This window comes from Treponema putidum (assembly GCF_024401155.1).
In the GTDB taxonomy this organism is placed as follows: Bacteria; Spirochaetota; Spirochaetia; order Treponematales; family Treponemataceae; genus Treponema_B; species Treponema_B putidum.
The window spans coordinates 1515748-1530957 of sequence record NZ_CP038804.1 but is presented as its reverse complement, the minus strand read 5'-3'; the positions used below and the strand labels follow the sequence as shown (position 1 = coordinate 1530957).

The 15210-nt window shown below is 38.1% G+C and carries 13 protein-coding genes, 1 tRNA gene and 1 pseudogene; 7 read left to right on the top strand and 8 right to left on the bottom strand.

From position 1 onward, the window contains the following. Positions 1-25: 25 nt before the first annotated feature. Positions 26-114, top strand: a tRNA-Sec gene (locus E4N74_RS07210). 81 nt (positions 115-195) lie between these two features. After that, positions 196-2577: a methionine--tRNA ligase gene (gene metG / locus E4N74_RS07205; protein WP_255817123.1), complete on the top strand. Its 2382-nt coding sequence runs from the start codon at positions 196-198 to the stop codon at positions 2575-2577. A 92-nt stretch (positions 2578-2669) separates the two neighbouring features. Here metG and E4N74_RS07200 read toward each other — a convergent pair whose 3' ends face one another. From E4N74_RS07200 to E4N74_RS07165, 8 genes are all read right to left on the bottom strand, one after another. Beyond that, a complete protein-coding gene (locus tag E4N74_RS07200) occupies positions 2670-2891 on the bottom strand; it encodes a hypothetical protein (protein WP_255817122.1) in 222 nt (73 codons plus the stop codon). A 410-nt stretch (positions 2892-3301) separates the two neighbouring features. Next, positions 3302-3790 carry a flavodoxin family protein gene (locus E4N74_RS07195; protein WP_044977294.1) on the bottom strand — a complete coding sequence of 163 codons (489 nt, stop codon included), beginning with the start codon at positions 3788-3790 and terminating at the stop codon, positions 3302-3304. Between the two features lie 182 nt (positions 3791-3972). Further along, positions 3973-4182, bottom strand: coding sequence for a hypothetical protein (locus E4N74_RS07190; protein WP_255817121.1), 210 nt, complete (start codon positions 4180-4182; stop codon positions 3973-3975). Further along, a complete protein-coding gene (locus E4N74_RS07185) occupies positions 4182-5339 on the bottom strand; it encodes an ABC transporter ATP-binding protein (RefSeq protein WP_255817120.1) in 1158 nt (385 codons plus the stop codon). Before E4N74_RS07185 ends, E4N74_RS07190 begins: the two co-directional genes overlap by 1 nt. Further along, positions 5332-6324, bottom strand: a complete 993-nt coding sequence (locus E4N74_RS07180) for an ABC transporter ATP-binding protein (RefSeq protein WP_044977291.1) — start codon at positions 6322-6324, stop codon at positions 5332-5334. The genes E4N74_RS07185 and E4N74_RS07180 overlap by 8 nt, the downstream gene beginning before the upstream one ends. After that, the gene (locus E4N74_RS07175) at positions 6321-7337 is read right to left on the bottom strand and encodes an ABC transporter permease (protein WP_044977290.1); all 1017 of its coding nucleotides are present in this window, start codon (positions 7335-7337) and stop codon (positions 6321-6323) included. The genes E4N74_RS07180 and E4N74_RS07175 overlap by 4 nt, the downstream gene beginning before the upstream one ends. Continuing rightward, positions 7338-8363 (bottom strand): ABC transporter permease, encoded by a 1026-nt coding sequence (locus E4N74_RS07170; protein WP_044977289.1) that lies wholly within the window; start codon positions 8361-8363, stop codon positions 7338-7340. A gap of 98 nt (positions 8364-8461) precedes the next feature. Further along, positions 8462-10240, bottom strand: a complete 1779-nt coding sequence (locus E4N74_RS07165) for an ABC transporter substrate-binding protein (RefSeq protein ID WP_255804783.1) — start codon at positions 10238-10240, stop codon at positions 8462-8464. 555 nt (positions 10241-10795) lie between these two features. On the opposite strand from E4N74_RS07165, the pseudogene E4N74_RS07160 reads away from it, so the two are divergent. The 5 genes and pseudogenes from E4N74_RS07160 to E4N74_RS07140 all read left to right on the top strand — a co-directional run bounded on the left by E4N74_RS07160 (position 10796) and on the right by E4N74_RS07140 (position 15155). Further along, positions 10796-11856: pseudogene (locus E4N74_RS07160) on the top strand (DMT family transporter). A 153-nt stretch (positions 11857-12009) separates the two neighbouring features. After that, positions 12010-12810, top strand: a complete 801-nt coding sequence (locus tag E4N74_RS07155) for a transporter substrate-binding domain-containing protein (RefSeq protein WP_255804781.1) — start codon at positions 12010-12012, stop codon at positions 12808-12810. Positions 12811-12888: 78 nt separating this feature from the next. Next, entirely contained in the window at positions 12889-13554 is a 666-nt protein-coding gene (locus E4N74_RS07150) for an amino acid ABC transporter permease (RefSeq protein ID WP_255817118.1), read from the top strand. 32 nt (positions 13555-13586) lie between these two features. Then, the gene (locus E4N74_RS07145; protein ID WP_255804779.1) at positions 13587-14414 is read left to right on the top strand and encodes a DUF169 domain-containing protein; all 828 of its coding nucleotides are present in this window, start codon (positions 13587-13589) and stop codon (positions 14412-14414) included. Between the two features lie 3 nt (positions 14415-14417). After that, positions 14418-15155, top strand: a complete 738-nt coding sequence (locus E4N74_RS07140) for an amino acid ABC transporter ATP-binding protein (RefSeq protein WP_253702857.1) — start codon at positions 14418-14420, stop codon at positions 15153-15155. The last annotated feature ends 55 nt before the right edge of the window (positions 15156-15210 follow it).

Here is a 15210-nt window from a genome sequence, read left to right as displayed (position 1 = left end):
CTCCGATTTTGTGTATAGTCCTTGCGGAAGCAGATGGGGTCTGGTGGCTCCCGCGGTCTTCAAAACCGTAGGTTGCATAATTCGCAATGGCAGGTTCGATTCCTGCCTCTTCCGTACCTCCTTATAGATAAAACTAAGCTTGCAAGCTAATGCGGGTAGTTGATTTTTTTTTAATAATAATTCATAATCATTTCTATGAAACGAAAATTAGTAACCTCGGCTTTGCCATATGTAAACAATTTTCCCCATTTGGGAAACTTAATTCAAGTATTATCCGCTGATGTATTTGCGCGCTTTTGCCGCTTAAAAGAATATGAAACTCTTTATATTTGCGGCACCGATGAATACGGAACCGCTACCGAGACAAAGGCTCTCGAAGAAAAAAAGAGCCCCGAAGAGCTATGCTCATTCTATCATGCAATTCATGCTGAAATTTACAATTGGTTTAATATTGCCTTCGACTATTTTGGAAGAACTTCTACACCGCAGCAGAGCGAAATAACTCAGGGTATTTTTAATGACCTCGATAAAAACGGCTACATTACCGAGCATACTGTAGAACAGCTTTACTGCCCATCCTGTAAGCGTTTTTTGGCTGACCGCTATGTATTGGGTACCTGTCCTTCATGTTCCTATGACGGAGCAAGGGGCGACCAGTGCGAGCATTGCGGAAAACTTTTAGATCCTACCGATTTAAAAGAACCTCGTTGTTCTTCTTGCGGGGCTTCTCCCGAAGTGCGCTCTACAACCCATCTTTATATAAACCTCCCCAAAATCGTACCTGAGTATGAAAAGTGGATGCCTAAGACAGCAGAGGAGGGAAGATGGTCAAACAATGCCCTGCAAATGTCAAAAAGCTGGCTTAGGGACGGCCTTCAAGAAAGGGCTATCACAAGGGACCTTAAATGGGGAATCCCCGTGCCCAAAAAAGGCTTTGAAGACAAGGTTTTTTATGTATGGTTCGATGCTCCAATAGGCTATATTTCGATAACAAAGTGCTGGGCAGACCTTGCCGGAAAGGATTGGAAGGCATGGTGGCTTGACCAAAATGATGTAGAGCTTTTTCAGTTTATCGGAAAAGATAATATTCCATTCCATACGGTAATCTTCCCCTGTTCTCTCATAGGTTCCGGAAAAAATTGGACAAAACTCTTTCATATGTCAGGCACCGAGTACCTTAATTACGAGAACGGAAAATTTTCAAAGTCGAAGGGAGTTGGCGTTTTCGGAAACGATGCCAAAGAATCGGGTATCCCTGCCGATATGTGGAGATTCTACATCTTTTATAACCGCCCCGAAAAAAATGACACCCAGTTTACATGGAAGGATTTTCAGGAGAGGGTAAACAGCGAGCTTATCGGAAACCTCTGCAATCTTGTAAACAGGACTGCCACCTTTATTCACCGCTATTATGATGGTAAAATACCTCAAGTTGACGGGGCAAAATCAGATCGTGAAGACATAAAGAGCATGGTAAAATCTTTAAGAGATGCCGCCTCTGCAAGCTTCAAAAAGATAACGGAGCTTTCCGACTGGGCCGAGCTTAGAGATTCCTTCCATGAAGCCTTTGCCCTTTCCTCAGTTGCAAACAAGGCCTTTCAAGATGGAGAGCCTTGGAAGAGGCGCGAAACCGATCCTGAATATGCCGAAGCCCTTATGTCCGAGCTTTGCTATCTTATAAAGGATATTTTAATTTTAATTCATCCCTACATGCCCCAATACGCCGATCAGGCCGCAGGCTTTTTCGGACAAAAGATTTGGTCGGGAAATATCTTTGACGGTAATGCCCCGCAATTTAATAAACCGGAAGGCTACTTCTTTTCATGGAAAAATTTAGGCGAAAGGGAAGGGCTTAAAACGGTAGAAAACCCCGTAATAATCTTTAAGACCCTCGACAACAAGGTCATCGATGCCTATCGTGAACGTTATTCGGGAAGTCAAAAGGACAGAAAAAAATCGGAAAAAGGCTGTTTAGCTTGTAAGGACGGCGGTTCTTCAAAGTCCGATGCAGCAGCTTCTTCTGCAAAGCCGGAAGTTAAACTCTCCCCGGCCGAGCTTTTTTCAAAAAAGATTGCCTTAAAAACCGCCAAGATTATATCCGTCGAAAGACATCCCGATGCCGACAAGCTTTACATCGAAAAGCTTGATGACGGCTCCGGCGAAGAAAGAACAATCCTTTCAGGTCTTGTGCCATTTTTGAAGGAAGATGAAATATTGGGAAAAACCGTCATAATTGCAGACAACCTAAAACCTAGGAAAATGCGCGGAATCGAATCGAAAGGTATGCTTTTGGCGGCAAGCTGGTATGATGAAGAAGAAAAAGAACATGTTGAGCTTCTTCAAGCTCCGTGGGCTGCTCCCGGAACGCCCGTAATCCTTGAAGGCGATGCCGATTCTTTCGACCCTGAGGCCGTAAAAGCCTTTTACGCACAAAAACCGGCAGCGATAGATGCAGATACTTTCTTTGCCGCTCCCATATTAATAGAAGATTATATTCCAAAAATTGAGGGTAAAAAGCTCTTGGTTGCCGGAAAAGAAATGAAGCTTGAAAAGGTAAAAACCGGAGAAGCAGGCTAGGCCGATTACAGGTTTTTCAGAATAAAATCTTTACTGTTGTTTTTAACAACGGTAAAGATTGGTATGGTACTTGCTTAAAATAGCCGTTTGTTTTACTCACTATATTTTTTCCCTAAGTCCTTTGCTTTTCCGCCATTTGCCTTAATCAACTTTCTCCATCTCATCTGCCCGACAATTTTATATAAAAAACGCGGAAAGGCAAGGGATACATAATTATTTTTTTGTATTTCTCCCTTTATAATGATATCCGAAAGTTTTGCAATAGCCTTGTCAATTGCTGCTTTTGGACCATGCCCTGCAGCTGTTTTAGGCATCCCTACCAAGGCACCTCCGCATCCGACTACGATACCTCCGCCTCATATAAAACCGGCTTTTAAGCACCAATTTTCTAAAATTTGTAATGCTAATTTTCCATGTATCCTTTCATAAAAACCGCAATTCACTATTCCGTAAATATGTAGATCAGACTTGTGTATAGATGCTTCTTCCAATTGAATTAAGCAAGACAGGAGATGTCCCGGAATTCCATCCACATAAAGAGGGTAGGCAAATACCCATGTATCTATCTTTTTTAATTCTTCAATTACTTCTTTGGGAATCTCCGATAAATGAAGTTCGAAATTTACTACTTATGCATTTTTTTCCAAATATTTTTTTAAATCTTCTAAAAGGATTCCGCTCGCACTATTTTTTGTTTTCGGGCTCCCATTGATTAACGCAATTTTCATAAAAAAACACCTTCCAATTCTTTTGCATCTTTATAGAAGTAAACTCCTTTTACTAAAGCATCGTAATTATCTGCGTTGGCTTTTAACAGTTCTTCGGCAGTTTTCTTTTCTATATCGGTAATATTTTCACCATAAAGGTGGGATGACATTGTAATGATATTGTTATATCTTCTTTTATGATGCATTTTTCCTTTCCGAATAACAAAGTCCGGATGGATGTAAGAAAGTGCCCGATCTTGTACCTTTTTTACAAAAGGACTTATGCTGCCGTAATAACAGCGGCTGACTAAAATTAATTCCGAGCAGTTTCCCATGTCGATACCTGTTTTTTCATAACCGTCATGGATGACACATTTCCCCGGAGTTTTTATCCAGCACCCGAAACAGCCGATACAGTGGTGGATTTTTTTATTAGGTTGTATGATCTTGTATTCGCCTTTTATCGGAATATTAAAATTTTCAATGTCGGTTATAATAAGTTTCATTGCCATCTACTCCTAAAATAAACATGATTTTGTCTATTTCAATCAGTTATGCAAAACCTTTCAACAATTCTAGTACTTTTTATATATTTTTTCAAGGTTCAGAAAATTATATTTTATAATCCTTATGTCATTAAATTAAAAAAGGGATGATCCATAAAGGAACATCCCTTTTGTTTAAGTGTCTAGCCGAAGATGAACATTGATATCAGATAATAGGCTAATACAATTATGGCTCCGATAGGCAGCAAGGTTGTAATAGCCGCTATTATCAAGGCCGGAACATCCCCTTTTTCGAGAGGCTGATTTTCCCTAAGCTCATTCAATTCTTCCATTTCTTCTATAGCTTTCTGTTTACCGGATTTTAAACTATCTTCATCGTTTCTAAAAAACATTACAGCTCCGCTCCGCTAAAGTGACAGGCTACAAAATGCCCCGGCTTTTCTTCCTTAAATTGAGGAATTTCGCGTTTGCATATATCCTTTGCAATTGGGCATCGTGTATGGAATTTACAGCCTGTGGGCGTAATGATGTTGGACGGAATATCTCCTTCCAATAAGATTCGCCTCTTTGTCCTCATCTTCTGTAAGTCCGTTTCAGGGATGGCTGAAAGAAGAACCTTTGTATAAGGATGAAGAGGATTAGCATACATTTCGTGTTTATCGGTAAATTCAACCATATTTCCCAAATACATAACACCAATTCTATCGCTTATGTGTTTTACAACCGAAAGGTCATGCGAAATAAACAGGTACGACAGGTGAAATTCTTTTTGCAAGTCATTGAGGAGGTTGATGATCTGGGACTGAATCGATACGTCCAAGGCCGAAACGGCTTCATCGCATACTATGAATTTAGGTTTTAAGGCAAGGGCTCGTGCTATACCGATTCGCTGCCTTTGACCGCCTGAAAATTCATGAGGGTATCTGTAAATCATATAGTCTGCCAATCCGCAGGTATTCATTATCTCTTTTACATACTTTTCATATGCGGGGTCTTTTTTATTGAACATTCCATGTTCAAGCAAGGCCTCGCCTATGATCTGTCCTACAGTCATCTTAGGATTAAGAGAGGAGTAGGGGTCTTGGAAGATAATCTGCATCTTTTTTCTTAAAGGCATCATTTGAGGCACAGTATAATTCGTTATGTTTTTTCCTTCAAAAAAGATTTCGCCTGCAGTGGGCTTGTAAAGTTTTAAGATCGTGCGGCCTAAAGTTGATTTTCCGCAGCCGGACTCTCCTACAAGGCCTACGGTTTCTCCTTCATGGATAGCGAGGTCTATACCGTCATTGGCTATTACGTACAAGTTTTGACCGTGCAAGGCAGAATATGTTTCATACTCAAAAAGCATATCCTTAAGCTCCTTGCTGAGGTCTTTACCGCTTTTATACACATCCAATAGCTGATTTATGTCAACCTTAGTATCAGACATTCCTGAGTAAAGTTTAATAGCTTCATCGGCAATTCTTTTAAGTCTTTTCTTTTCATTACGTTTCTTTCCCGTAGGAAAATACTGTTTAAGGCCACGAGTTTCCAATAATATATTACTCATGTCTACCTCCTGATTTAGGATAAAAGCATCTGATCAAGTGTCCTTCTTCAACTTCAACCAATTCGGGTTTTTCATTTCGGCATTTTTCGGTTGCATACTCGCACCTTGTCGAAAATCTGCAGCCCTTGGGAAGTTTAAGAGGGTGAGGCACACTTCCTTGAATTTGAGCTAAATATTCTACTTCTTGATCTAAGAGAGGGATTGATTCAAGTAAGCCTTCCTTGTAGGGATGAGAAAATTGTGTATTTCTGTCAAAGATAACGTCTACCGAGGCTCTTTCTACGATTTCGCCTGTGTACATTACGGCAACATCATCGGCCAATTCCGCAATGGCACCTAAGTCATGGGTTATGAACATGATAGCAGTGTTGTGTTTTTTCTTTAAATCGTTCATCAATTTAAATATCTGTGCCTGTATTGTAACGTCAAGGGCCGTTGTAGGTTCATCGGCTATTAAAAGACGTGGCTCACAAGCCAAGGCCATAGCAATCATTACACGCTGTCTCATTCCTCCCGAAAGCTGAAAGGGATAGTTATAAACTACATTTTCTGGATTAGGAATCTTTACTTCGCGCAAAAGTTCGATAGCAGCAGTCCATGCTTCTTTTTTTGACATGTGCTGATGAAGAATAAGAGGCTCGCTTAGTTGTCTGCCTACCCTGTGCACCGGATTAAGAGATGTCATGGGTTCTTGGAATATCATAGATATATCGTTACCCCTGATCTTTCTTATTTCGTGCCGGTTTAAATTTACAATATTTTTGCCGCCGAAAATTATTTCGCCTTCAACAATGCGGCCCGGGTATTCCAATAAATTAAGAATACTAAAAGCAGTAATGGACTTACCGGAACCTGATTCTCCTACTATTCCCAAAGTTTTACCGGCTTCGATTGTAAAATCTACACCTTGGACAGCCTTTACCGTACCCTTATTTGTAAAAAAGTATGTATGCAAATTTTTAACTTCAAGTAGAGGGTTGTTCATACAGCCGCCTCCTTTGCTGCTTGCTTAGCCTGTTTTGCAAGAATTTTTTCTTCTTTTCGTCTTGCCCTTGCCTCTTTTCGCTGTTTTTTGGTAGTATATTCGGCTTTCGGATCTATAGAATCCCTAAGCCCCTCGCCTATGAGGTTGACACTCATTATAAACAAAAAGAGCATTGTGCCGGGGAATATCCAAATCCACCAAAAGGCTCTAAGGCTGGTACTGTTTTCGGCCGCCTTTGACAAAAGAGCTCCCCATGTCGGGATAGGTTCAGTTACCGATAGGTTTAAGAATGACAAGAAAGCTTCACTTAAAATTGCGGATGCAAAAGTGAGAGTTGCAGATACTACAACGGTAGGTAATACATTGGGAACCAGATGGCGTAAAATTTGGTTTCTTCTTTTTATGCCAAGAGCTCTTGTAGCTACAATAAATTCCTGTTCTCTTAGAGCTAAGATTTGCCCCCTTATCAAGCGGGCTAAACCTGTCCAGCTTAAAAAGCCTAGAATTATAACTATTACATAGAGCCTAAATTCAGGCGCTTCTTCCCTAAATATAGCGGAAATTGTATAGGCAATCGCCAAGAAGGGGAATGAGGAAAGTATTTCGATAAGTCTCATAATGATGTTATCTACCCGTCCGCTAAAAAAACCTGCGATTGCACCCATAGTTAAGCCTATGGTTATTGCCATAAATGTGGATAAAAAGCCTACTTGTAAAGAAATCCATCCTCCTTCGAGAACTCTCATAAAAGTGTCCCGTCCGTACTTGTCCGTTCCAAAAGGGTGAGCCCAAGAGGGCGGATTATTTCTTATTGTAGGATCTGTTTTTGCAAAATCATAACCTGTGAACTTGGTATAGAAATGAGTTACTACAACAAGGAGAACTATCGTAACAAACATATAAAAGCCTATCATAGCCAGTCTGTTATTTTTGAATTTGATCCTTATCTGTTGTGTCGGGGATAGAATAACTTCATCTTTTTCACTGAAATTTTTATCTTCTTCTTTAGCCATTTAAACCTTTCCTTCCCGAATCCTCGGATCTACAACCATATATCCTACATCTATAAATATATTACCTAATAATGTAAGAAGCCCGAAAAACAAAAGTACAGTCTGTAAGACAGCCCTGTCTTTAAAATTGTATGAATAATTCATCAATAATCCCATTCCGGGATAAGCGAATATTTTTTCTACAACGATGGAACCGCCGAATAGTCCCGGTATGTATAAACCGATGAGGGTTACAACCGGTATCAAAGCGTTTTGGAAAGCATGGCGGTATATAACTACCTTTTCTGAAAGACCTTTAGCTCTTGCCGTTCTTATATAATCTGCTTTTAAGATATCTATCATAGCAGATCTTACATACCGGATAAGGCCTACAAGAGAGGTAAGGACAACTACCGTAACAGGTAATATGATATAATGCCAGTCAGGTAATATACCTCTCGGATCCGACATGCCGGAAAAAGGCAGAATTTTCATAAAGATAACAAATACCATTATTAAAAGCAATGCCAAGAAAAATGAGGGCAGCGATATTCCTATTATTGTCAGTACCGTTACGGTTTTATCAAAAAGGCTGTTCTTTTTTACCGCCGCCGTAATCCCTAAAGGAATTGAAATTAAAAAGGCTAAAAGAAAACCCCAAATATTTATCTTAAAAGATCGTCCGATATATGTTCCTATAAACTCGTTTACGGGTTTATTGTATTTTACGGAATAACCGAATTCTCCCCTAAAAGTATCTCCCATCCATAAAAAATACCTTTCTACAGGGCCTTTATCGTATCCCAAAAATCTTCTCATATTCTCGATATAAAGACTTTTTTCTTCAGGTGTCATAGCTTTTGTCTTTTCAGGATCGAGCATCGCAAGTATCGGGTCTCCCGGCATCATGTTAATAAGAATGTAGATGGCAATCGACATAATTATTAGTACGGGTATCATAGACACTAAACGCTTGAAGATATACCGAATATAGGGAAAAAGGATTTCAAACAGCGATTTTGAACCGCTGACACTATTATCTGCCATAAAATCTCCTTTAATCACATAATCACAAAAAATTAAGACCTCCGGTTAAATAAACAAGAGGTCTTAAAAATTAACTTAAACAATCAGCGTCATGCCGATTATTTTTTCCAATTTGCTTCAGGTAAAGCTCTTGCCCAGTTCCACAAAGCTGTGGTATGGAAGTTTTCCAATTTATCAGTAAACAGGTCAAAGTAATTATTTGAGTAAACAGGGATAACGGGAACTTCTTTATTCATAACGGTTACGAACTTTCTCCAGTTTTTTCTGTACTCTTCTCTTCCCGTTACAGGGTGAGCATTTTCGATGTCATCAAGCAGTTGATCCCATTCTGCAGGTGTATAGGTAGAACCTCCAGAGAACATTACATTATTGCTTGAGGGCTGTCCCCAAGGCATAATGAGGTTAGTTGCATAGTCGGCTTTGGGGTTGGCTTTAAGTACATAGCCTACACCGCCTACGAAGGCATGGTATGTTCTTTCTTCTTGAGTATCCCCTGTCCAGTGGCTGTACATTACGGGCCAATCAAGACCTGTCAAAGTTACTTTGAAGCCGAGCTTTGAAACATAAGCATCATTGAATACTAGGTTATATGTATCCGACCAGAAAGGTGTGTAAGTAATCTTGATTTCAAGTGGTTTTCCTTCCCAAAGGTAGCCTGATTTTGCATTACCTGTAAGTTTTGCATAGTTTCCGTCTGTTCTCTTGGCTGCTGCATCAAGAAGCTCCTGAGCTTTTGCAATATTTGCAGCTTCATCGAATTTTCCGTTGGCATCCAAGATATCATAGCTTGTTAAGGTTTTTTCGAATCTACCAACGGCAGAAGTACCGATAAGGTTTGCTTCATCATCATCCCACAATGTCCAGTCGTTTTTGGAGTAGGGGCCGTTAGAAGAAATACCGTATTGACCTAAGAAAAGTTCAATGATTTTCGGTCTGTTAAGAACATAGGCAAAGGCTTGTCTTACTTCCGTAAGAGAAGTGGGACCGAAGTTACAGTGAAGGGCTATGGTTCCTCCTCCGTGCCTGTAGTAGTTTGTGTATGAAAAACCGGGCTTATCTTTAATAGGATCGATTTTTTCGGCTTGACCTTGGCCTGTAAGCATATCTACTTCGCCTTGGATTAGCTGGTCAAGTTCGGTTTCGCTGGGAACAACTTTAACGATTACTTCCTTGATGGCAGGTACTTTGCCGAGGTAATCTTTGTAAGCTTCCAACTTAACATATTCGCCTTCCTTGTACTCGGTCATCTTGTAGGGGCCGTAGCCGATCGGGTTTGAAATATGTTTTTTTACATATTGCTGTACGGTAAGGCCTTCTTCCTTTGCTCCCTTTGTGAAGGTTTCTTCGGGGAAGAGGTAATAAGTACTGAATACGGCTGTGTCAATGGTATAGCTGACTTTTTTAAGATGGAAAGTTACGGTATTTGCAGCTTCATCAATTTCAATACTTTTAACATAGTCGTTGAGTGTTGACGATCCTCCCGTATCGCTTAAAGCCTTTGTGTCCATGTAAAAGTCATAGGTAAACTTTACGTCCTTTGCAGTAAGGGCTTCGCCGTTGTGGAATTTTGCACCTTTTACAAGCTTAAATGTCCACGTTTTAAGGTCATCGCTTACCTTTTTTTCTGCAACGAGAAGAGAATCTTCAACTTGGCCTTTGGAATTTTCATTCATAAGACCGAATGCCCAAACCAACTTTCGGATATCGTTGTCATAAGTTGAATTTGTCCAGCCTGAGTAAAAATCTCCGTTAAACTCAGCTGAAGCTACAACGAATGGTTTTTCGTTGGTAGTAGTTGTTGCCGTATTGTTTCCGCCGCATGCTATTACGGAAAAAGCCAGCACCAGTGTTACAATTAGCACCACGATTTTTTTCATAGTGTCCTCCAAGTATTTTAGTTGGTAATAAAGAATTACCAGAGGGTGATTATATCATAAAATGATAAAAGTGTAAAGGTTAAGACGAAAAATTGTCAAGAATTTTGTAAAAAGACTAAAAAAAACTCTTTTACTGCCGATATTGTACTATAATTAAAAGTAAGTGTATTTAAGTTTGTACAATAAAACCCTTCCAACCAAAAAATGATGCAAAATCTCCAAGCTAATTACTGTACATAAACAAAAAGTTGTAGGTCAAGCATGTATACCGAATTTAAGTCTAACCGAAAGGCCGTTGGGGATAAAAATTTGAATGAGGATAAAACCCCGGAGCAAATTTTTATTGAACAACGAACGGAATTATTTTTGAAAGAAGTAAAAAAATATCCGGTAAAATTTCGATATGGAGCAAAGCGTTTTATCCCTAAGTTTAAGTATGTAAAAAGCAATTTACACCTCACATAAATCAATACGAAAAATTCCGGAACATTGCCGGCAATGCTCCGGCTGTGCAATGCACCTGTGCAATTCGCCGGCTGTCGCCGCCTGTTGTCAATAGCCGGCTGTCGCCGGCTTGCCTTTTTTTTTGTTTTACTGTATAATTCCGGCCTTAGTATGTAACAAATCTTTTTCAAAAAGAAAAGCTCGTTTCCGGATTTTTTGAGGCATTTTGCATTTGCCGTTTTACTGACGATGCAAAGGAATTTATTTTGACTAATACCAAGATTAATTTTTTATCACGCATGGCTCTTTTAATTGTCGCCGTAGTATGGGGTAGTTCTCTTGTTGTTGTAAGCGGAACTACGGATTTTTTTAAACCTAATTTTTTGTTGGGTTTAAGGTTTTCTATTGCTTGTATCTTGCTTTGTCTTATTTTTTATAAAAAATTAAAACTCATAGACAAAGATTATCTCATAAACGGAGGAATTGTAGGTTTCTTCCTTTATATAGCTTATTCCAGCCAAACTTTCGGTGTTACAACCGCAGGAGGCCTTCCCGGACGAAGTGCCTTTTTATCGGCTTCTTATTGTGTAATAGTTCCTTTTTTGGGGTGGCTTGTAAACAAAGTTCGTCCCGATAGGTACAATGCTTCAGCTGCAATTTTGTGCATTTTGGGTATAGGCTTTGTTTCATTTAAGGATCTGGTGCTTTCATCGGGAGTAGGCATAACCATGGGCGATTTTTATGCTCTTTTAAGCGGGCTTCTTTTTGCAAGCCACATTATAAGTATTACCCGATTAAGCAAAAGAATGGATCCGATTCTTATGACGATTATTCAGTTCGGAACGGCTGCAATACTTTCATGGCTTGTAACCCTTATTTTTGAAGATAATAGTACAATAATTTGGTCTTATTCATCTATCGGCTCTGTGCTGTACCTTGCTGCAATTTGTACGGGCCTGGCTCTTCTTTTACAAAATATAGGACAAAAGCACACCGATGCTTCGAGTGCCGCCATTATCTTAGGGCTTGAATCAATTTTCGGAATTATCTTTTCGGTTATATTTAAGGGTGAAAGTCTTGATGTTTATTCGGTTTTCGGTTTTATTTTAATCTTTATAGCCATAATAATTTCGGAAACAAAGCTTTCATTTTTAAAAAAAGAAAAAGCCTAGAACCTAACTAAATTATTTTAATAAATTGATAATTTAATTTCTCCGTTTATGCTGCCGTACAGGGTATTGACATTTTTAAAAAATTATAATATATATAAATATATTATAATAAATCATGCTTTTGCGTGATTTAAAATTAAGGAGATTTATTGTATGAAAAGACGAGTATTCGTTGTTCTGTTGCTGCTATTTGCAGTTCCTTTTTTCTGTTTCGCAGCAGGTAGTGCAGAAAAATCCGGAGACAGCCAAGAAAAAATATTGCGTGTCATAACTGCTGAGAGTTTCTATCCCTATATTTATAGAGACACTTCTAGCGGCAATTTAACCGGATTTGAATATGAGGTTATAGAAGAAATAGCAAAAAGGACAGGTTATAAAACAAAGTGGTTATTTGCCGGAGACCCTGCTGCTATGTTCGGAAGTATTGATGCCGGAAAAGCCGATACGATTGCTCTTTCAATTTCTGTGAGTGAAGCAAGAAAAAAAGTATATACATTTTCGGAAATTTATCTTTACGATAAAAATCGCTTAGTTACACTTGCTGATAATCCTGCAAAGGGGATTGATGATTTTCAAGGTAAGAAAGTTTGTGTTGAATTGGGAGGTATAAATCAGCCTTTCTTTGATGAATACAATAAAAATTTACCTGAAGATAAAAAAATTAAAACTATAACGATAGAAGGGTCTCCTCGTGAAAATTTGGAATTGGGCCGCTTTGATGCTTACCCTTTATCGGTGTTATCATTTAATAGATTGATGGAAAGAAAAAAATATAATATTAAAATGGTTGGAGAGCCGATCGTTATAGGCCCAATAGCATATCCTTTTTCAAAAAATGCAGATCCTAAAATGGTTGAAGCTTTTAACAAAACAATTAGAGAGATGCATAAGGACGGTACATTAAGCGCATTATCTCAAAAATATTTTAAATGTGATGCAACAAAAGCTGAATAGTAGATTCGATTTTTAATTAAAAGCGGTTATGCTATAAAATTTAATTTATAGCTTACCGCTTTTTGTGTTATATTAATTATGCGGTTTGATTTTGACTTTTTTTTCTTTTGTTTCCCTCGTCTATTTTTAAAAATACCCTTTACTCTTTTTTTGGGGTGTATTGCTTTTTTGTGTGCCTTTGTCTTAGGTTTATTACTTGAAATATTACGCAACTCAAAAATAAAAGTAATAAAGCATCTTACATCGGTATATATATCGTTTTTTCGCTCAACACCATATGTTACTCAGCTGTTTATTTTTTATTATGGATTACCGCAAGTAATTATTCCCTTGCGGGCAGTTTCTGCAGAAAGTGCATTGGTTATTACAATAGCGATGAATTCTTCTGCTTTTATCGCAGAAACAATCCGAGGCGGCCTTTTATCGGTAGATAAAGGACAAAAAGAAGCTGCTTTGTCTATTGGAATGAGTTCTTTTGATATGATGAAAGAAATTATTTTACCTCAGGCTTTTGTTGCTTCACTGCCGTCTTTAGGAAATGCTTTTGTCGGAATGATAAAAAGTACGGCTGTAGGTTTTACCATAGGAGTTGTTGAGCTTTTATCACAGGCTAAAATTATGGGGGCAGCATCTTTTAATTTTTTTGAATCTTATGTTGCGGCAGGTATAGTTTATTGGTTAATTATTATTGTAATTGATCATCTTCAAAAAATATTAGAAAAACGAGTATACAAATACTTATGATAATGTAGAAATTTAAAGGACGGTATATTTTTATGGAAAACTTAAATGTAAGTAAATTAGAAAAATCTCTTGGGCTTAAAAGGCATATTATTGGTGTTCAATTTGTATATTTTAAGTCGGAGTATGAAGCTTTAGATATTCCTGATTATAATAAAAAAACTAGTTTTTGTATGATGGTAAAAGCGGCTATGGATGGCGATGTATTTAAGGCTTCTGCAAATAATTTCGGTTGTAAATGTGCTATAGAAGCCTTAGGTATTGAAGAAGAAATGGAATGTGTAGAATCCGGACAGCGTTATTTTAGTATTGGACTATACGAATCACGTGCTGTTGCAAAGGCAGTTACCAAAATGATCTGCCGTATTAAACAACATGCTTTCGGAGTTGTACTGGGTCCCTTGGAAAATATGGACAAAGCTGATGTTGTTATTTTTATGACAAACGCATACCAACTTATGCGCATAGTTCAAGGCTACTCATACAAATTCGGTACACCTCAAAATATTACAATGGCCGGGAATCAAGGGGTTTGCGCCGATTTATGTGCTGCTCCATTTGAAAAAAACGATATGAATTTTTCCGTTCTTTGTGCAGGTACAAGGAAAATGTGCAAATGGGGTGTAGAAGAAATGGGAGTCGGTGTACCCATACAGATGTTTGCACCGCTTGTTGATGGCGTAATAAATACACTTAATTATATTGAATATCCTGAACATAAAAAAGAAATTCGTATTAGGCTTAATTCTCCTGATGAATTAGGTATAGTTATCGATGATAACCTTCACTATGGTAAGATGGGGAAGGAATATGTTCGTCCGTCAGAATATGATAAACTGAAATACGGAATAAAAACGGAATAAAATATGTTGAAAGTTGAAAATATTTATAAAAGTTTTGGTTCTCTGAAAGTTTTAAACGGAATAAGTTTTTCTGCAGATAAAGGAGAAGTTATTGCAATTATCGGTCCTTCCGGCATGGGAAAATCAACTCTCTTGAGATGTATTAACTTACTTGAAGAACCTGATTCCGGAAGTATTGAAATTGACGGTGTAAAATTTACTGCCGGTGAAAAAAAACATCAGACTATTAGAGACCTGCGTGCAAAAACTGCTATGGTCTTTCAAAATTATAATCTTTTTAAAAATAAGACCGTAATTCAGAATATTATGCTCCCAATGATATCAGCCAAAAAAAATACCAAAAAAGAGGCTGAATTACGTGCACTGGATTTACTGAATCAAATTGGTTTATCCGATAAAAAAAACGTTTATCCATCAAAACTATCGGGAGGCCAACAACAGCGTGTTGGAATAGCTAGAGCTTTGGCTGTAAACCCAAGTGTTCTTTTGTTTGATGAACCGACATCTTCTTTGGATCCCGAGCTTGTTAATGAAGTATTGGAAATCATTCTGGCTCTTGCAAAAAATCATCAATCAACTATGCTTATTGTAACTCATGAAATGCAGTTTGCAAAAGAAGTGGCTGATAGAATTATTTTTATTGATGATGGAACTATAATAAAAGATTCTTCTCCTCAAAGTATGTTTTCTTTAGGAGAAAATTCACGTATTTCTTCATTTATAAAAAAACTCGGATCGTAATCTAAATTATCATTGATATTCTGCCTATCTATATCTTGAAATATTCTATGATTGT